Source organism: Shewanella oncorhynchi (assembly GCF_030848765.1).
Classification (GTDB): domain Bacteria; phylum Pseudomonadota; class Gammaproteobacteria; order Enterobacterales; family Shewanellaceae; genus Shewanella; species Shewanella oncorhynchi.
In genome coordinates this window covers 2,500,076-2,519,275 of the sequence record NZ_CP132914.1, presented here as the reverse complement: position 1 = coordinate 2,519,275, position 19,200 = coordinate 2,500,076, and the positions used below count along the sequence as shown (strand labels likewise).

The following is a 19,200-nucleotide window of genomic DNA, read 5'->3' as shown; positions in this document are numbered from 1 at the left end:
AGCGCACAAATCAGTTCGGCGTGATGCTCTTCCTGCGAGACTCACGCTCTATTCATCACTTTTGAATCCCACTCAGCGTGGGCGGTCACAGTGAGCTTAAATGGTTAATGAGCTTGCTCGGCATCTGCGATAACTCCACCACATAATCTACCGCACGGCACTTTATTGCTTCTCGTGGCATGCCAAATACCACACAACTTTGTTCATCTTGGGCAAATGTAGTGACGCCTTTTTGGTGTAGCGCCACCATGCCTTCGGCGCCATCTTTGCCCATGCCAGTTAAAATCATCGCGCTGATATTGGGCGCGGCACATTGGGCCAAGGCCGTAAACATCACATCGACCGAAGGTCTGTGGCCACTGACCTTTTCATCTTGGGTTAATTTAACTTTATAACTACCACCCACTTTGATGATCTCAAGGTGATGATCGCCAGGGGCAACATAGGCATAACTGGGTAAGAGTCGTTCCCCATGCTCGGCTTCTTTGACAGTAATCCGTGACTGTCGATTTAAACGTTCCGCAAAAGTGCGGGTAAACCCCGCTGGCATATGTTGGGTGATCACTATCGGCGGCATAGCCGCGGGTAAATGTTGTAATACATAAAGAATGGCTTCAGTACCGCCAGTAGATGCGCCTATCGCGACTAAATGCTGTGTCAGGGTTGTATTGGCCAATATTGGCCGCTTACTTGAAACAGGGCGTACTGGCTCAACAAATTTCTGCGGCTTGATGATTTTGGCTTTCGCGGCAGATTTGATCTTATCTAAAATCAAATCCTGATAATCATGAATACCTTGGGGCGAGTCTAATTTCGGTTTAGGGATAAAATCCACCGCGCCTAAGGCCAAGGCATTAAAGGTCGCATCAGCGCCCTGCTCGGTTAACGATGAAATCATCACTACTGCAGTGGGTCTGGCTTTCATCAAGCGATCCAAAAATGTTAAACCGTCTACTTTGGGCATTTCGATGTCTAAGGTAATCACATCGGGGCGAAATTGGTTCACCAGATCTTTGGCCTCGTAGGCATCGGCAGCAAGCCCAACCAGAGACAGTTCAGAGTCAGCCTCAATCATTTTACCGAGCAAGCTGCGCATTAGCGCAGAATCGTCAACAACTAACACTTTGATCGTCATAACTTAATCACCAAATAGTTCAACGTCGCCGCCCGAAGGTAAATTACGAACCCGTAAACGGTACTCACTTTCCCTGTCAAGAATTGTGCTGTTATGCATGGATTTAATTTTACGGACTTTCACTTTGCCCGAATGGGGGAAAAAATACACTTTGCGCGGATACACATCGAGTAAATCGGCAGCAACGATAGGGATATTTTCAAGATTGAGATATTCAATCACAAACTCAGCATTACGCTCACCAATGTTGTGCACAGTAAAACTGCGTAACATATTGCCGCCCCCAAACACCTTAGCTTCGAGTGAGTTGCGCTGTGCGCCAAGCTTGAGTAAGTCGTTGATTAACAACTCCATGGCATACACGCCGTAACGGGCTGAATCGGCGAGCACCCCAGTACAATTACTATTGTCACTTGGCAATAAAAAGTGATTCATTCCACCAATTTTGAGCTTAGGGTCATACAAGCACACTGAGACGCAGGAGCCTAATACTGTCACTATCATGGTATCTTCACGGGTTGCAAAATACTCGCCGGGTAATATTTTTACCGCATCGCAACCAAAATGATGATCGTGATAGCGATTCGGCTCTGCAATAGCATATTCGATATTAGGTTTTAGCACTCATGAGCCCCTTCACTGGCCGATAGGTTGTTTGACCAACGGCAGTGATGATTTGCGGGAACATATTAAAATTTTCCGAATGTCCCGCAATATAAAGCCCATCCTCACTAAGGGAGTTCATCATGTGTTTTAATATGACTTCCTGTGTTTCTTTATCAAAATAAATCATTACATTACGGCAAAAAATCACATCGATTGGTGTTTTTAGCGGCCAAAAAGAATCGAGTAAATTGATGCGGGTAAACTTGAGCATCTGCTTTAATTCGGGAACCACGCGCACATTGCCCAACTGTGAACCGCGTCCGCGGTGAAAAAACCGTTTCTTACGGATATCGCTGACTGTATCGATACGCTCTAAAGGATAAATGCCCATTTCAGCCTTTTTAAGCACGCCGCTGTCGATATCGGAAGCAATGATCTCAATAGGCGTTTTAAAACTGTTGAAATGTTCAGCGACGACAATCGCAATCGAGTAAGGTTCTTCCCCTGTGCTACTGGCAGCACACCAGATCCTGCGGGTATCTGGGTTATCGATTAAATACTGTTTTAACACCTCAAAGTGATGCGGTTCCCTGAAAAATGCCGTTTGATTAGTGGTTAACGCATTGATAAATTCTTGGTGTTCGTTTTCATGGCTTAGCAGATACTCAAAATAAGCCGAAAATCCGGCTAATTTCAATGTTCTGATCCGCCGCACTAAACGGCTATACACCATAGCATCCTTGCTATCGGCGAGTTTGATCCCCGCTAAGCGGTACAGCGTCGTCCTCGCGGTATTAAAGTGCACCGAGGTATAGGCAAACTCTCGTTCCAATGGTTTGTTTTCACTCAATTAAAATTCTTCCCATTCGTCTTGATCTTGCTTCATGGGCTTCATCGCATTGGTTTTAGGTTTCTCTGTCACTCTGGCTCTTGCCATAGGTTGAAGCTGCTGTTTGATGGGCTTCATCGCCTTCGCTTTGGGCGCCGCTAATCTCGCGTTGCTGCGTCTTGGGGCTTCATCTTCGTCGTCCACGCGAAAACTGGCGACACTGTCTGAGAGTTGCTGCGCTTGGGATTGCATGCTTTCCGCTGCGGCGGCCGCTTCTTCAACCAATGCCGCATTTTGTTGCGTCATTTCATCCATTTGCACTACGGCTTTGCTGATCTCATCGATACCGATGGCCTGCTCATTAGAGGCTGAGGCAATTTCCGCCATGATGTCGTTCACCCGTTTAATGGCGATGACAATTTCCTTCATGGTATCGCCAGACTTACCGACAAGGCTGTTGCCACTCTCGATTTTAGACACCGAATCCGAGATCAGTGCCTTGATATCTTTAGCGGCATTGGCCGAACGTTGGGCTAAGCTACGCACTTCTGACGCGACCACAGCAAAACCGCGGCCTTGTTCGCCCGCCCGCGCCGCTTCAACCGCTGCATTGAGCGCTAAGATATTGGTCTGGAAAGCAATGCCATCGATAACACCAATAATGTCGGCAATCTTACGCGCCGATTCATTAATCGATGCCATGGTCTGGACAACTTGCTGGATAAGCTCACCACCATCCACTGCGACTTCAGCCGCTTTAGAGGCTAAGGCATTGGCTTGACTGGCGTTATCCGCATTGAGTTTCACTGTACCTGTGAGTTCCTCCATGCTGGCCGAGGTTTGCTCTAGGCTAGAAGCTTGCTCTTCGGTGCGGCTGGATAAATCAGCGTTGCCTTGGGCTATTTCTGCCGAAGCGGTATTGATGGTATCCGCGGCTCGTTGAATATCTTGGATCATGAAGGATAACTTTTCAGCAGTTTGATTTGAGTAATTTTTCAAATCATCAAAGGTGCCTTCATAATCGTTATAAATGCGAGTGGTCAAATCGCCATCCGCCAGCGCCATCAGCACCCGCGCCACATCTTGCAATCCACGTTCCGAGGTTTCAATTAACGAATTTAAATTGTTCGCCAGCATTAAAAAGAAACCTTGCTTGCCATCTGTTTCCGCCCTTTGGGAGAAATCACCCGCAGCTGCGGCTGTGACTATGCGGGAAATTTCCTGCTCGGTTTGGACTTCAATGGTGCGGTCGAGCCATTCAACTACAGTGCCTAAGCGTTCACCTTCTTTAGACACAATGGGGCTGGCCGTTAAGCGAAAATGGCAACTCGCGACCTTAATAAGCGATTCATATTTACGGTCTAATTTATCGAGTAAACTTGCTTGGTGAGCAGGATTGCGGTGGAAGATATCCATAGAGCTGCCGAGGATTTTATCCACGGAAAAATGCGGTAAGGCTTGTCTGATCTCACTTTCAGAATGGCGCAACATAGTTTCGACCGAGCGATTCATATAAATGATCGTACGGTTAGCATCGGCTATCATGACGTTGGTACTGGTATTATTGAGCGCTTCGAGGATGCGCTGGGTTGCTCGCTCGGCTTCGATACTTTCGGTGCGGTCTATCCACTCAACACCTGTGCCTAAATGCTTATTTTCAGCGGTGATAATCGGCGTCAGAATCAACCTAAAGATACGTTTGCCTATGGTGATTTGCGCGGTATGGGATTGGGTTAGACGCTCTAATAAATTACGCTGATGTGCAGGATTTTTATGGAAAATGTCGATATTACTGCCGATCAGTTTGGCAACCGAGAACTGAGGTAACTCTTTACGAATATCGTCCTCTGCCTCTTGCAGCAAACGGACAACGGCTTTATTCGCATAAATAATATTGCGCTGACTGTCAGCGATCATAAAGCTGTTGCCACTGTTATCAAGTAGCTGAAAATAGCGCTGACGCTCTTCATCCCTTTGCTCACGCGCCTCATCATTGCCAAAAAATTTGAAGATACTCATTATTGTTACTCCTGATCAGTCAGACTATTTGCATCAATTAGACCCAGCTCATCACTGCTGATCAGAGCCTGAATATTTACTAAAATGATCATCTTATCCTCGACTGTGGCTAAGCCTTTGAGGTAGCGGCTATCGAACGCCACCCCAAATTCTGGGGCAGGTAAGATTTCCTCCGCCGACAGCTTAATCACATCGGAGACGGCATCGACCACTATGCCGACTATACGTTCAAACACATTGAGCATAATAACGATAGTGAACTCGTTATAAGTGGCGGTTCCAACAGCAAATTTCATACGTAAATCCACTATGGGCACTATGTCACCGCGCAAATTAATCACGCCTTTTATAAAGCTAGGGGCGTTGGCGATTTTAGTGACCGACTCATAACCGCGAATTTCTTTGACGGACATAATGTCGAGGGCATAGTGCTCTTCGCCTAACATAAAGCTTAAAAACTCCACCTCATCATGGGCGTTGTATTCCACTTTGGCGGTCATAGTTGATCGACTCTCCATGGCTATTTCCTTAATTTTTAATGTGCAGAGCGAGCGATTCGACATCGAGGATCAACGCGACGCTGCCATCGCCCATGATGGTGGCGCCGGAAACACCGGGGATCCTGCGATAATGTTTTTCAAGACTTTTAATCACCACTTGCTGCTGGCCAACTAAGGCATCAACGCACAGGCCAAAGCGCTTGTGGTTGCTTTCGAGCAATACGACTATGCCCTCTTCTGGGCAGCGGGCATTGGGCTCAATTTCCATCAGCTGATAAAGATTGAGCAGAGGTAAGTACTCTTCACGTACTTTTAAGAGTCTTTCTTTGGCGAGAAATTTAAGTTGTTCCGTTTGCGGCTGAATAGATTCTATGATGTGCACTAAGGGCAGAATGTAGATCTGATTTCCCACAGAAACCGTCATACCATCGACAATGGCGAGCGTGAGTGGCAACTGGATTTCAAAGGTTGAGCCTTGGCCCTCAGTGGACTCAATATCAATGCGTCCGCCTAAGGCTTCAATATTACGGCGCACCACATCCATACCAACACCACGGCCAGACACATCTGTGACTTCCTCCGCAGTTGAAAATCCTGCGGCAAAAATCAATTGCCAGACTTGCTTGTCGCTACTGTTATCAGCCACTTGCAAACCATTTTCCCGCGCCTTTTGAATAATGCGTTCACGATTTAAGCCTGCGCCGTTATCGTGCACAGCGATAACGATATTGCCGCCCCTTTGACTGGCTTTAAGGGATAACACACCCACTTCAGATTTACCCGCTGCGAGCCGTTTTTCAGGTTTTTCGATACCGTGATCTAAACTATTGCGCACTAAGTGGGTCAGCGGATCGACGAGCTTTTCAATCATGCCCTTGTCAATTTCTGTGTTGCCACCTTCAATCACGAGATTGACGTTTTTACCCAGTTGCTCAGAAAGGTCCCTCACTAAACGGTTGAAACGGTTAAACACAAAGGATACCGGCAGCATACGCACCGACATCACTGCCTCTTGCATCTCACGGGTATTACGTTCCAATTCATTGAGTGCGGTCTTGAGTCGCTCACCTAAATCGCCCGTCATCTCGTTACCAATGAGAGTCAACATAGACTGAGTGATCACCAGCTCGCCCGCGAGATTAACCAAAGTATCTATCTTAGAGGTTTCGACCCTTAAGGTGGCATCCTGAGCCGACGCGGCTGATTTTTTAGTCGCTGTTTTCACTTCTGCGGTATTGGGCTTTGGGACAACAGATGAGTTTGATGTTGCGTTTGAACTCAGTATTGCAGGCGAGCTTGCTTTCACAGAAGGACTCGTAGGCACGGTTGAAATGGGTGCGGTGGACTCAGCCGCTTTGGCTTTAAATAAGGTGTTTTTGGATTGGCTACTTCCAGTTTCCTTGGCTTGATGTGCTCGACTGGTCGCTGGCTTATAAACCTTCTGCACTAGCGGTTTTGAACTTAATAACTCGATTTCATTAGCGAAGGATTCTGGCGTTAATGCTTCAAAAAAACCAAAGCCTAACTCATCATCGTCAATTGTCGCATCACACAGCTCAGCATTACGCTCTTTATTATTTATCGCACTGTCAGCGCTGATGTCTTCCGCTTGATAAGGCTCATCAAAAAATCCAAAGTCTTCACCTTCGATGGCAATATCACGTGCCATTTCATCTTCAAAAAATCCAAAACCCAGATCTTCTGCCTCCACTGGTATGGTGGGTGCTGCATTTATGATGGGAGTGCTAGTAGCGGCGTCTGTACCATTACGTATCGCAACTGATGAACTAAAAGGCTCACCATTTAACGCTGCGACCAACTGACTTTTACTGTATTCAACCTCCTGCCAATCAATCTGCTCTTCTTCGCGGTACAAGCTCAAGATATGGGATAACGTGTCCACAGTACTCAGCAGTAAATCGATAATGGATGACGTTAATTGGAAGTTACCCTTACGGGTTTTATCCAGCAGGTTTTCCATCACATGGGTGACACTGGTTAATGCGGTAAAACCAAAAATACCACTGCCGCCTTTTATAGAATGTGCAGCACGGAAAATGGTGTTCAGTTCTTCAGGATCGGGAGAAGCAAGGTCCAATGCCAATAGCAATTGTTCCATATTTTCAAGATGTTCATGACTTTCTTCAAAAAAGACCTGATGGAACTCGGCCATATTGATGGACATAGCGCACCCCGTTGCAGTTAACCCAACACTTTAGCCGTAATAGCCAACAACTTTTGAGGATCAAAGGGTTTTACCATCCATCCCGTCGCACCCGCGGCTTTCCCTTGGGCTTTCATGTCATCGCCCGCTTCCGTGGTGAGCATAATGATCGGCGTACGCATAAATGCCGACATAGCACGTAAGGATTTAATTAAGGTCAGCCCATCCATTCGAGGCATGTTTTGGTCTGTCAGAATGAAGTCAAATCTCTGCCCATTACAGATATCGAGGGCTTCTCGACCATCTTTGGCCAGTACCACTTGATAATTAGCCGATTTAAGGGTCGCTTCGACCATTTGTCGAATCGCTGCGGAATCATCAACAATTAATATTCTTTTACTCATGCGCTATTCCATTATGACTTTAGTTATATTCCCTGGCGGTACTAATTCGTATGTCTTAGATAATGTTTTCACCAGCGATAGACCGCGCCCAGACAACTGAGGAATGTCCGCCATCAAATTTTCATCACCCTCAAAGCCTTTGCCACTGTCAGCCACGCTAATATGTAATTCATCCTGCGATGAACGCCAGATGATGCTCACTTTTACCCAATCATTTTCCGTGAGCCTATCTGCAAAACTGTCCCTAATACTATGGTACAGTTCGAAGCCTTCTGGATCATTTTTTAGTCGAGAATCTAATTTTAGTACACCATGGTCAATAGCGTTGCTAAATAACTCTGCGACAACAGTAAAAACCCGTTGACAGAAATTGGTCGCAAATCCCAATATACTGAGAAACTGATTCAATGAACTTAAATAATCAGCGCTGAGTAACATAGGCCCTGCAATACTGACATCCCAGCAGAACTCTCCATCCATAATGGCTTTAATACGATTGACATCACGATCTTGATGCCAAGTGTTTAATCGTTCAAAATCTAAGGTACAAATAGTGATGTCATCGGCAATATTTTCAGCAGAACAGTACTCATGTATATTGTTCTCTAAATATTTTATTAAACCACCTGAAAAATGAATAAAAAGATCTTTTAATTTATCAATGCCAAATGGATTGCCTTCATGGGTATATTGCTCTATTAAACCATCACTAAAAAGGCAAGCATGCCCATGGGGTGGTAAATCAACCGTAACAATATCCGCTATAAAAGTATGCGGAGGTAAAATGCCAAGGGCCATATTTGTCGATTTAAATTTATCGATAGATTGATTACTGACTGAACGAGAATGGTCAGTTTCTTTAATATTGTGGTTTGTTAAACAGTCAATCCCCCCCGTTTGAATATACACGGGGGGCATGCCACCATTCCAAATGTGTAATTTATTACGATTAAAATCGGCTTCTAAAATAATACAGGCAACAAATCTGTCTTCAGGGTTTTCTCGGTGGAGCTTAGCATTCAGTTCATAAATAAAAGTAACTAAAGAAAATCCCTTTGAAACCATAGCCCTAAATGTACTGGCAACACGCATGATGGGCATGGCTGCACTCAGGCCATGACCCGTTGAATCGGCGAGAATTAAGAAGAAATTGCCATTAGGCGCTATGCCATTGAGGATAATATCACCGCTAAAATTGGCACTGGCTTGGCAGTAAGTATGTACAAAATCAAAGTCAGTATTATCAATATTGACTAAGTGCTCAAATAAATGCCGGGCCATGTGTTCTTCTCGGGCCTTTTCATAAAGCATTTTTTCAAGTTCAATTCTTTGATGCTCTACTTTATGCTGAAGTTGCACCCGGGTAAGTAAACATTCAACCTTGTACCAAAATATTTCAACATTTATCGGTTTAACAACAAAATCCAAAACCCCCATTCTAAAACAGGCTAATACGGATTGATTTTCTTTTGTCTCGCTCATGACGATAACAGGTGTTTCTTTTTTATCCTTATTTAACTTGTCCAGTAACGCCAGTGCGGTACCATCCTTTAACCAATAGTTAATCAGAATTAAATCAACCGTATTTTGCGTTATTTCAAATAAACCTTCTTCTAGATCACTACAGACAATGACGTTGTAACCTTTGCTATGAATAAAGTCACTGATCCTTTGACTCGCAATAGCGTCATCATCGATAACTAAAATAAAATGTTCCGGCTGAGTAAGCGATACCATAATGAGTGTTACTCTATGATGTAGATTTTCTGCATATTGGCAATACTAAGGATTTCATTCGCCTGACCATGTGCACCTTTTACAGACGTAGAAATATGTAACTCCTGCGCCTTACGATGCAGCAGTACCATCATGCCTAAAGCAGAACTATCGAGGTAAAGCACTCGACTAAAATCTAAAATAATATGGTTAACCTCTGGAAGCGTTAAAATATCTTGATAATCACTGGTGAATTTCTTGTGGTAATAAAAGTCAAAGCGCTCTGGCAATGAAATAACTTTAATATTTAACATTGTGTTATCCCTAATTAAAAGAGTTCAATTTCACCACAGGTAATTTGATCCCTTGAAACGGGATTATGAGTCTCCTGACGTCGGCGACTCATTTGTATTGTGATGTCATCCCCCTTAATGCCAAACTCCTGTTGTGACATAGTGGTGACGCGATTGAGCGATTCTTTTAAATGGTTTAGGGACTGATTTGTGTAAATCAGGCTTTGGGAAGTAATATCACTGAACTGCAATCCCCGAATAGTATCCGAGATGGCTTGTTCTAGTTCATGTGCCGATGAATCGATACGTTCAATCACTTGAGAATCCTTCTCTGCTTTAACGATAATCTGCCTTAGTGCAGTATCTATATCCTTTTTTGCATCAATAATATAAGTCATATCTTGAGCGGCGACTTTACTCACATGTACGGTTAATTGTTCAATCTGAATTTGAATTGATTTAAGCTGTTTTTGTATGCTTTCACTAAAACCTGCGCTACGAGTGGATAAAGCGCGCACTTCATCTGCCACAACGGCAAAGCCTCTACCCGCATCACCCGCCCGCGCCGCTTCAATTGCCGCATTTAAAGCGAGCAAATTAGTCTGGGACGAGATTTGATCTATGTCTTGCAAGGCTTTCATCGCTTGAGGCATAGACTCGTAGATGAGATTCACTTTTTCCAACAACTCCATAGTTGATGCCGACATTTCTATGGTGGATTGAATAAAGCGCTCTAACGTCATTGAGGTATTGTTGGCAAATTGCTTCATTTGATCTGAATGGAATAACTCAGCATCATCAGTACTCTTAACGAGATCTGAAATAAATCCTGTCTGCTCCGTCATTAACCGCCCTAAACCATCGAATGACTCACCGAGCAAATTGACTGCGTCACCTTGCACCGCTAGCACACTGTCAATGTTAGCCTCGCAGCCGTTAAGTGTCGTGATTGACTCTTGATACAGATTGATATGGGCTTGCCAATCCGCGGCAAGTTGGTTGTTGAAGGACTTATCATCATGCTGTTGAACTAACTGCATTTGCTGGTGCTGATAAAATTGCCACAGCAACATAATCAATACAGAAATAACCGGACCAATAGCCCACAATGTCATCAAACTCAGCGCATATCCAACGCCTGCCGCGAGCACCGCAACGACCCCATCCTTGTATGTCATATGGACTTCACAATAATTGTACAGTGATTAAAAAGTAGTTTCATATTGGGTGATTTTCAAACACGAAAGTGAAATTATTCACATTGTTACGTGTCGCAATGCGGAAAATGCAGTTATCGCGATAGAAATCCTCAGCATTGAGCATTAATTCTCAGTAAATTGGCGTAAATTCATGATTTGCTAATAAACTTGTCTTAATGGAACCTGAAACTTAACTGTGCAGTCCTCATACCCTAGGTTACACTGGAAGCGTCATGGATTGGGATGGAATCGCTTATGAGTCAACGTACATTAAACTCCTTATTTAAACCGACTTCCGTTGCCATTATCGGCGCTTCGAATACCGAAAAACGCGCGGGTAATGTGCTGATGAAAAACCTACTATCGAGTGGTTTTTCGGGACCTATCATGCCAGTCACCCCTAAGTATCGGGCAGTGATGGGCGTGCTCGCCTATCCCAATATTGAAGCCTTACCCATCAAACCCGATTTAGCGGTTATTTGTACCCGCGCTTGCCGTGTGCCCGCCATCGTTGAAACCCTTGCGCAATTTGGCTGTAAGGTGGCCATTATTATGGCAGCGGGAATGGCACAGGAATTTAACGAAGATGGCGTGAGCCTGCTCGACCTTGCCATGCAAAATGCTAAGCGTTACGGGATGCGCATTCTGGGGCCAAATAGCTTAGGAATGCTATTACCTCCATTGGGATTAAACGCCAGCTTAGCCCACGCCAGCGCACTACCGGGCAAAATAGCCTTTGTGTCTCAATCTGCCGCCATTTGTACAACGGTACTCGATTGGGCTAATAACAAAGGTATTGGCTTTTCCTCCTTTATCTCCCTCGGTGATGCCACCGACATTAACTTTGACGAACTGCTCGATTACCTTGGCCGCGATAGCCGCACCAGCGCCATCATGCTTTATATCGACTCGGTGAATGAGAAGCGCCATTTCCTCTCGGCTGCTCGAGCCGCTTCACGCAATAAGCCAATTCTAGTGATTAAATCGGGCCGCAGCGCCGAAGGTGCCCGCGCCGCAAAATTGCATACGGGCGGTGTTGGCGGTAATGATGCAGTATATGAAGCGGCGTTTCGCCGTGCAGGTATGTTGCGGGTTAACGATTTAATTGAACTGTTTGCCGCGGTTGAAAGTTTAGCGCATTCCAATCCGCTGCAAGGTGAGCGCTTAGGAATTATCAGTAATGGCGGCGGCCCCGCGGTGTTAGCTGTGGATGAACTCATTATGCGCGGCGGTAAACTGGCGGAGTTATCAGAAGACACCATAGCCAAATTAGAAGCGGTGTTACCGAATACTTGGTCAAGGCAAAATCCCATCGATATTATTGGTGATGCGAACGCATCACGATATGCTAAAGCTTTGACTATCTTGATGGATTCCAATGAACTTGATGCTATTTTGGTCTTGCACTCCCCTTCAGCACTCGGTGAAAGTGTTGAGATTGCTGATACTTTGGTGAGTGTGATCCACGCGCATCCCAAAAAGAATCGCCTCAATATTTTGACGAACTGGAGCGGTGAAGACTCGGCTTATCAGGCACGAAAACGCTTCACTAAGGGCGGCATATCCACCTACCGTACACCCGAAGGTGCTGTGGGTGCCTTTATGCACATGGTTGAATACCGTCGTAACCAAAAACTGCTGCAAGAAGTGCCGCAATCGATCCCCGACAATATTCCGACAGATAGCCTCACGGCGCGCAAATTACTGCAAGCGGCTCAAGCTAAAGGAAAATCAGTACTGGAAACCCATGAGGCCAGCCCTATTTTGCGGGCTTATGGGCTTAACACCATAGACACTTGGTTTGTGAAAGATGCCGATGAAGCGGTGGCCATTGCGAATGAAGCGGGCTATCCCTTAGCGTTAAAAGTGCAATCCCCTAACATCTTGCATAAGTCCGATGTGCACGGAGTGATGCTCAATTTAACCTCGGCTGAAGATATCCGCCACGCCGCGAATGCGATTACCCAGAGGGTGCATCAAGCCAATCCCGAAGCCATTATTGAAGGCATGATAGTGCAGAAAATGGCGTTGACCGCTGGCGCGCAAGAAATCCGCGTGGCCGTGATAAGCGACCCCGTCTTTGGTCCGGCGATTTGCCTTGGCGAAGGTGGCTCAGAATGGGACCCCACCAATGATGCTGCCGTTGCCCTGCCACCCCTGAATATGGCACTGGCGCGTTATATGGTGATCCAAGCGTTAAAGACCCATAAGTTAAAGGACAGACATTTACCACTGGGTCTAGACATGAATGCCCTGTGCGTGATGTTAACGCAAATATCCCATATTATTATCGATTGCCCTGAAATCGCCTCGTTAGATTTAAACCCAGTACTGGCCGCGGGTGAAAACATCACTCTGCTCGATGTGAATATCCGTTTGCATGATGGCAATGCCGACAGTTCATCGCGGATGGCCATCATGCCCTATCCGAAGGAATTAGAAGAATTCGCCGAGCTTAAAAATGGCCTTAAGGTAATGCTAAGGCCGATTTTGCCCGAAGATGAACCTAAACATTTGGCTTTTGATAATTCGTTATCCGATGAAGACAGATACAAACGCTATTTTGGGGTGCGCTCGAAAATGACCCATGAAGAAATGGCGGTATTAACTCAAATCGATTACGCCCGTGAGATGGCCTTTATCGCCACGGCTAAGGGACCCGATGGCGATGACATCACCTTAGGTGCCGTGCGTGCATCTATTGACCCTGATAATACCGAGGCCGAGTTTGCCATGGCGGTGCGTGGCGATCATCAAGGTATAGGGTTAGGCAAATTGTTACTCGAAAAATTGATCAAGTATTATCAGGCCAACGACACGCCCGTGCTCACTGGCTTTACCATGTTTGAGAATCGCAATATGGCCAGTCTTGCCAAGAGTCTCGGTTTTAAAGTGACCTTCGATATGGAGGAGCATTTGATCAAAATGCACATGGATTTAAAACCGCCCAGTGATCAATAGCACCTATCCAGACGAACAAAAACGCCGCAAATCATTGCGGCATTTTGTTATCCTAAGTAAATGATTATTTAACGAAATAGCGACCGAGCTAATACTTAACGCCTTGAAACATCGACACTTGCATCACATTCTCAGCCTCTAACACAGTTACGGCCTTCGGACTTAGCTTGGTACAGTGCTTTATCGGCGCGACTAAACAGCGTTTCAGCATCATCCCCCTGTTGCAATGAGGCCATCCCAATCGAGACAGTAATCGCGCCAAGGGAAAGCTTTTTGTCTTTCCCTACCGTTAAGCGCCGCTCAGAAATACGTTCACGCAGATTTTCAGCCACTTGCAATGCGTCGTGAAAATGGGTGTTAGGTAGCACCACCACAAATTCTTCGCCGCCATAACGCGCAACAAAGTCATCCCCACGCACACATTGCTTTAAGGCTAATGCGACATAGGCCAATACTTTATCGCCGGTCAAATGGCCATAGGTGTCGTTAAAGGCTTTAAAGTTATCGATATCAATCAGTAAGAGACTACAGCGGGTCTGGTGATCTTGTGAACGGTAGATTTGATCCTGAATACTCAATTCATAGGCGCGGCGATTATGCAGAGACGTTAATTGGTCTGTCATCGCTGCGAGGCTAAGATTTTCCATTTCCGACTTAAGATTTTGTACTTCTTGACCCATGGTACACAGACTTTGCTCCATCTCACGGTTGTTGATAAGTAGCATCTGCATCTCATCGACCACACCATCAACCAGCTCGTTCAAGGTATTGATATCGGGATTAGTCTGTAATCGCAAACCAAACTCGGCTAATGAGCCAGAAAATGCCGCGGTTCCTTGACTCAACTGGCTGATTTTATTCAACAGGCTATTGATCAAGATTTGTGTTTCAATCTGAACATTTTCAATTACTTCTGGTGACTGTTCTTGGATAAAGGTTTTATAAAGACTGGTATTAACTTCCTTGGTAAAAGAGACAGAATTCGCCAAAAAACCATCAATCGCGCGATTTAAATCGAGATTTGTACCTGCAAAATATTCATACCAAACAGTGTAATTTTCAGGAGTAACAGGAATATCGAGGGCAGACATTTGCGGCACGGCCAAACGCAAAATTTGCGCGGCAGAATCAAGTTCTTTATTTTCTGCAGTAGAAGACATAAATCGCGAACCATAGATTTGTTATGTTTTTGTATACATTAAGTTAACTCAACTGATTCGATTTGGATATGGGAGAAATCAATTATTATGACAGGGAGCAAAAGAAAAGAGGATGTTGCCATCCTCTTCCTCATCATGGTGTCGAACCAACTAGAACGAGCTAAACCTCGCGACAATTAAGTCCACAATTAACCGCGGCAGCGAGCAAAGATATCTAATTCAGGCTGATATACCTCAGTTTTGATATTCATTAGTCCCAATAGACTATCGAATAAATTGTCATGGGAGAAACCACCTTTCGCCGCATGCTCAGCCAAACAATCCATATCCAATTGATTATCTTTGCTAAAATCTTTTGACACCCAAGCAAGCATAGGAATGCTCGTCTGCTCAATCGGTGCGATACTGTAAGGCGCGCCATGTAAATACATGCCTTTTTCGCCTAAAGACTCGCCATGATCGCTCAGATACAACATGGCTGAATCAAATTTATCTTGTTGATTTTCTAATTTTTTAACCACTTCGCTAATAATATAGTCAGTGTACAAAATACTATTGTCATAGGTGTTCATCAGCTCATCTTCACTGCAGTTTTGTATATCACTGCGCTGACAATCCGGTGTGAACTTACGGTGTTCTGCTGGATAACGTAAAAAATAAGTTGGGCCATGACTACCAATGACATGCAATACAATCACGGTATCTTTGCGTTCTGCGTTGGCTAAGGCTTCATCTAATTTGTTCAGTAACACTTGGTCGAAACAATATTGGCCAGTGCACAACTTAGGATCACTGTTCAAATCAATGGTTATGTTTTCAACTTGGTCACACACCCCTTTACAGCCAGAATCATTGTCAAACCACTGCACTTTAATACCGCCATGATCCAACACATCAACGGCGGTGTCTTGAGCATAGGCACGGCGTGAATCGTAATCTTCCCGTCCCATGCGAGAAAACATGCAAGGCAAAGATACCGCCGTTGCCGTGCCACATGAATGGGTATCTTTAAAGACTATTAATCCTTGGTCTTGGGTATGAGCGTTGGTTGGCTTGTCGTAGCCATAATACTGATAACTCATTGAACGCGCGGTTTCCCCCACGACTAGAACTAATAAATTCGGTTTTCCATTTGAGTTGGCACTGACATTTTTTGCATCGAGGCCAAGTTGCTGATATTCCATTGGCGTTTGCAAGTACTGCACATTGATGTACTTAGAGACAGCGCCGATAAAATATGTCGGCACGATATAACGTTTTAGCTCGTCGTTGTTACGGCCAAAAGCCGCGTAATCTTGAAAATAGAAGAAAGCAATAATGCCCAGTCCTGCCAACATCGCTAGCATAAAAAGCACTTTATGCAGTAGTTCTTTTAGGAAAGGTTTGTACTGAATATCCGCTTTATAGATAAGGTATGCGGGTAAAATCCCAGTCAGTAACATATTCATTATCGAAGCGAAATTCACATACATGAACGCTTCGGCATGATTGGTTTGAAAAGTGTTTTCTATCATGCCGTAATCGAAGACGACATTGTATTGGTAGGCAGCGAAGAACACACTCGATGATAACAAGGTGAGTAAGATGAAAAACGGTTTAACGAGATACTTCACCGTAAATAAGGAAAATACAAAACTGAGTGCAAAGGTTAAAAACAACGGCACAGTAGCAATGAAGATAGGATCGACATCAGGTTGTTTTTCAATGCCTTTCTTAATGATGCCAAACAATGGGATATTGAAAATACAGACGTAAAATAACGCTGTGATAAAAGTGAATCGATTCACCGATAGAGTCTTAAATCTTGCTAACACTGATAGCTCTCACTCAAATTAGTTGTTTGTCGAGAATAACTTAGTATTCTTAAGGTAGTCTTAGCCTTTGACAGTGAAATTTTTTCGCAATAGTAGCAAGCTCTCGGCAATGGCTCAAATTATCTGTGGGTATTGTTAACATTAAATAATAAACTTAAAAAAACGGCCGAACCTCAATAAGTTCGACCGTTTTCTGCTCCCCAACCTATTAGGGTCTTGCTCGGTTTTACCAGTGAAGAGTTAACAATTCATGCTAACCCAGCGGTAATTATCTTAATTGCTGTAATAAGTAGGCAAACGCCATTGAATTAAGTTCCGCAGCTTGATTATTATCTGCAGCGCCGGCGTGGCCACCTTCAATATTTTCGTAGTACAAGACATCAATTCCCATGTCTTTCATCTTAGCAACCATCTTACGGGCGTGACCTGGGTGAACCCTATCATCACGGGTCGATGTGGTGAAAAAGACCTTTGGATAATGCACGTCTTTATGCAGATTATGGTACGGAGAGTACGTTTTAATGTAAGCCCATTCCTCAGGAATATCCGGATTACCATATTCGCCCATCCAGCTGGCACCGGCGAGTAACTTATTGAATCTAAACATGTCAAGCAGAGGTACTTGGCACACGACAGCGTTGTACAGATCAGGCCTGCGGGTAAATGCCGCCCCCATTAACAGGCCACCGTTGCTGCCACCTTGGATGCCTAAATGTTTGCTTGACGTGATTTTACGGGCAACCAAATCCTCCGCTATTGCCTCGAAATCCTCATAGGCTTTATGTCGATTTTGCTTTAACGCCGCTTGATGCCAAGCTGGGCCATATTCGCCACCGCCACGAATGTTAGATAACACATATACGCCGCCCTGCTCTAACCAATTCTTACCAATGGTGGCCGAATAGGATGGACGCAGTGAGACTTCAAACCCACCATAGCCATAAAGTAGCGTAGGATTAGTGCCATCTAACTTAAGATCCTTAGCCATCACCACAAAGTACGGTACTTTAGTGCCATCTTTAGACGTCGCAAAGTATTGCTCAGTTTTAAACTTATCCGCAGCAAACTGTTGCGGCATACCTTTAATTTTCTTCGGATTTAAGGTTTTTGCATTAACCGTATAGAGGCTTGAAGGCTCAAGAAAACTGGTGTAATTCACGAAAAAATCATCACTGTCTTGCTCAACGTCCATTACCGTCAGGGCGCCATTCGCTTCGAATGGGACTTGGGTGCTTTGCCAAGCGCCCTTTTCGTCTTGCTCATACCGCACTAATTTGCTTTTCACATTATCGAGCCAATTCACGAAAATCGCACTCTTACTAAAACTAAGCTGCGCTATCGATGCGGTCTGAGTCGGGCTCACAAATAAACTGAATTTGGCTTTTTGGGCGATAAGATCCGCCACATCGGCATACACGACCGCGCCTTGCTTAAAGTTACCGTCTTTGTTGGTTAAATCGCTCTTTAACTCAATAAATAACTTACCTTTAAAATAACCTTTAATCTCAGCATCTTGAGGTAATGGCAACCCTATGAGTTTGCCATCTTGATAGACATATTGGCTGGCGGTATAAAAAGTATGTGCCTCGGTGACTAAACTCAGCGGCGTTTTATCATCGAATAAAACCCAGCCTGATACTGCGACTGAGGTTTTGTCACCAGTGAAAATCGGTTTCGCTTGCTCGAGTGCTGTACCACGTTGCCAGAGTTTCACCTCCCGTGGATAACCTGAGTCAGTCATGCTTTGACCATCACCAAAATCAGTACCGACAAAGGCGTGGTCTTTATCTATCCAGCTCAGACTTGATTTGGCTTCTTTTAAAAAGAATGGCTTATCTTTGGTGGCAACAAAGGATTTAGTATTTAAATTAAATTCTCGCACTTCCACCGCATCGGCACCGCCGCGGGAAAGTGAGACAAAACAGCGCTCATTTTCGGGATACTGACAGCTAATATCCTTAAATACCCAATTGACGGATTCAGCTTTACCTAAGGCATCGATATCAAGCACAGTCTCCCATTTGGGATCGGGTTTAGCATATTCTTCCATGGTAGTACGGCGGTAAATACCGCGCACATGGGTGTCATCCTTCCAAAAGTTGTATAACTTGTCGCCAATGTGGGTCGCGTAGGGAATGCGTTCTTTATCGTTCAGGATGGCGAGACTGTTCGCCACTAAGGTATCAAAACCTTTAAACGCTTTAATTTCGGCGGCAGATGCGGCATTTTGGGTTTTCACCCATTCCATAGGCTTAGCGCCTTCAACATCTTCTAACCAAATGTATTTATCTTCTTCTGCGTGAAGTTGACCGCTCATACCGAGCACTCCTGCAATGCACCAAGGCAGTAATTTATTATTCATTCTATTCCTTTTAAACAAAGTCCATCTTGAGATCTGCC

The 19,200-nt window shown here is 44.7% G+C and carries 14 protein-coding genes; 1 reads left to right on the top strand and 13 read right to left on the bottom strand.

The window, feature by feature from the left end:
- Positions 1 to 85: 85 nt before the first annotated feature.
- From RA178_RS11345 to RA178_RS11300, 10 genes are read right to left on the bottom strand one after another with little or no spacing between them, the layout of a single operon-like run.
- The gene (locus RA178_RS11345) at positions 86 to 1,135 is read right to left on the bottom strand and encodes a protein-glutamate methylesterase/protein-glutamine glutaminase (RefSeq protein WP_219252389.1); all 1,050 of its coding nucleotides are present in this window, start codon (positions 1,133 to 1,135) and stop codon (positions 86 to 88) included.
- 3 nt (positions 1,136 to 1,138) lie between these two features.
- Positions 1,139 to 1,759: a chemoreceptor glutamine deamidase CheD gene (gene cheD, locus RA178_RS11340; protein WP_105252529.1), complete on the bottom strand. Its 621-nt coding sequence runs from the start codon at positions 1,757 to 1,759 to the stop codon at positions 1,139 to 1,141.
- Positions 1,746 to 2,591 carry a CheR family methyltransferase gene (locus RA178_RS11335; protein WP_263266667.1) on the bottom strand — a complete coding sequence of 282 codons (846 nt, stop codon included), beginning with the start codon at positions 2,589 to 2,591 and terminating at the stop codon, positions 1,746 to 1,748. Before RA178_RS11335 ends, cheD begins: the two co-directional genes overlap by 14 nt.
- Complete coding sequence (locus tag RA178_RS11330) at positions 2,592 to 4,589, bottom strand: methyl-accepting chemotaxis protein (RefSeq protein ID WP_306685381.1); 1,998 nt, start codon at positions 4,587 to 4,589, stop codon at positions 2,592 to 2,594.
- A 5-nt stretch (positions 4,590 to 4,594) separates the two neighbouring features.
- Positions 4,595 to 5,107 carry a chemotaxis protein CheW gene (locus RA178_RS11325; RefSeq protein WP_049821692.1) on the bottom strand — a complete coding sequence of 171 codons (513 nt, stop codon included), beginning with the start codon at positions 5,105 to 5,107 and terminating at the stop codon, positions 4,595 to 4,597.
- Positions 5,108 to 5,117: 10 nt separating this feature from the next.
- Positions 5,118 to 7,274, bottom strand: a complete 2,157-nt coding sequence (locus RA178_RS11320; RefSeq protein WP_306685380.1) for a chemotaxis protein CheA — start codon at positions 7,272 to 7,274, stop codon at positions 5,118 to 5,120.
- A 17-nt stretch (positions 7,275 to 7,291) separates the two neighbouring features.
- A complete protein-coding gene (locus tag RA178_RS11315; protein WP_028759902.1) occupies positions 7,292 to 7,657 on the bottom strand; it encodes a response regulator in 366 nt (121 codons plus the stop codon).
- 3 nt (positions 7,658 to 7,660) lie between these two features.
- The gene (locus RA178_RS11310) at positions 7,661 to 9,394 is read right to left on the bottom strand and encodes a SpoIIE family protein phosphatase (RefSeq protein ID WP_306685379.1); all 1,734 of its coding nucleotides are present in this window, start codon (positions 9,392 to 9,394) and stop codon (positions 7,661 to 7,663) included.
- Between the two features lie 8 nt (positions 9,395 to 9,402).
- Positions 9,403 to 9,687: an STAS domain-containing protein gene (locus RA178_RS11305; protein WP_306685378.1), complete on the bottom strand. Its 285-nt coding sequence runs from the start codon at positions 9,685 to 9,687 to the stop codon at positions 9,403 to 9,405.
- A 14-nt stretch (positions 9,688 to 9,701) separates the two neighbouring features.
- Positions 9,702 to 10,844, bottom strand: a complete 1,143-nt coding sequence (locus RA178_RS11300) for a methyl-accepting chemotaxis protein (RefSeq protein WP_306685377.1) — start codon at positions 10,842 to 10,844, stop codon at positions 9,702 to 9,704.
- Between the two features lie 276 nt (positions 10,845 to 11,120).
- Here RA178_RS11300 and RA178_RS11295 point away from each other — a divergent pair, with 276 nt between their 5' ends.
- A complete protein-coding gene (locus RA178_RS11295) occupies positions 11,121 to 13,826 on the top strand; it encodes an acetate--CoA ligase family protein (protein WP_306685376.1) in 2,706 nt (901 codons plus the stop codon).
- A gap of 131 nt (positions 13,827 to 13,957) precedes the next feature.
- Here RA178_RS11295 and RA178_RS11290 read toward each other — a convergent pair whose 3' ends face one another.
- The 3 genes from RA178_RS11290 to RA178_RS11280 form a co-directional block, all read right to left on the bottom strand.
- Positions 13,958 to 14,986 carry a GGDEF domain-containing protein gene (locus RA178_RS11290; protein ID WP_028759897.1) on the bottom strand — a complete coding sequence of 343 codons (1,029 nt, stop codon included), beginning with the start codon at positions 14,984 to 14,986 and terminating at the stop codon, positions 13,958 to 13,960.
- Positions 14,987 to 15,174: 188 nt separating this feature from the next.
- Entirely contained in the window at positions 15,175 to 16,800 is a 1,626-nt protein-coding gene (locus tag RA178_RS11285; protein ID WP_173244783.1) for a phosphoethanolamine transferase, read from the bottom strand.
- Between the two features lie 268 nt (positions 16,801 to 17,068).
- Positions 17,069 to 19,162 carry a prolyl oligopeptidase family serine peptidase gene (locus tag RA178_RS11280; RefSeq protein WP_306685375.1) on the bottom strand — a complete coding sequence of 698 codons (2,094 nt, stop codon included), beginning with the start codon at positions 19,160 to 19,162 and terminating at the stop codon, positions 17,069 to 17,071.
- Positions 19,163 to 19,200: the final 38 nt, after the last annotated feature.

Excerpts from the sequence above, each read along its gene's own strand:
- RA178_RS11345 (WP_219252389.1), bottom strand. The coding sequence starts at position 1,135 with ATGACGATCAAAGTGTTAGTTGTTGACGATTCTGCGCTAATGCGCAGC.
- RA178_RS11330 (WP_306685381.1), bottom strand. The coding sequence starts at position 4,589 with ATGAGTATCTTCAAATTTTTTGGCAATGATGAGGCGCGTGAGCAAAGG.
- RA178_RS11325 (WP_049821692.1), bottom strand. The coding sequence starts at position 5,107 with ATGGAGAGTCGATCAACTATGACCGCCAAAGTGGAATACAACGCCCAT.
- RA178_RS11320 (WP_306685380.1), bottom strand. The coding sequence starts at position 7,274 with ATGTCCATCAATATGGCCGAGTTCCATCAGGTCTTTTTTGAAGAAAGT.
- RA178_RS11315 (WP_028759902.1), bottom strand. The coding sequence starts at position 7,657 with ATGAGTAAAAGAATATTAATTGTTGATGATTCCGCAGCGATTCGACAA.
- RA178_RS11310 (WP_306685379.1), bottom strand. The coding sequence starts at position 9,394 with ATGGTATCGCTTACTCAGCCGGAACATTTTATTTTAGTTATCGATGAT.
- RA178_RS11305 (WP_306685378.1), bottom strand. The coding sequence starts at position 9,687 with ATGTTAAATATTAAAGTTATTTCATTGCCAGAGCGCTTTGACTTTTAT.
- RA178_RS11300 (WP_306685377.1), bottom strand. The coding sequence starts at position 10,844 with ATGACATACAAGGATGGGGTCGTTGCGGTGCTCGCGGCAGGCGTTGGA.
- RA178_RS11295 (WP_306685376.1), top strand. The coding sequence starts at position 11,121 with ATGAGTCAACGTACATTAAACTCCTTATTTAAACCGACTTCCGTTGCC.
- RA178_RS11290 (WP_028759897.1), bottom strand. The coding sequence starts at position 14,986 with ATGTCTTCTACTGCAGAAAATAAAGAACTTGATTCTGCCGCGCAAATT.
- RA178_RS11280 (WP_306685375.1), bottom strand. The coding sequence starts at position 19,162 with ATGAATAATAAATTACTGCCTTGGTGCATTGCAGGAGTGCTCGGTATG.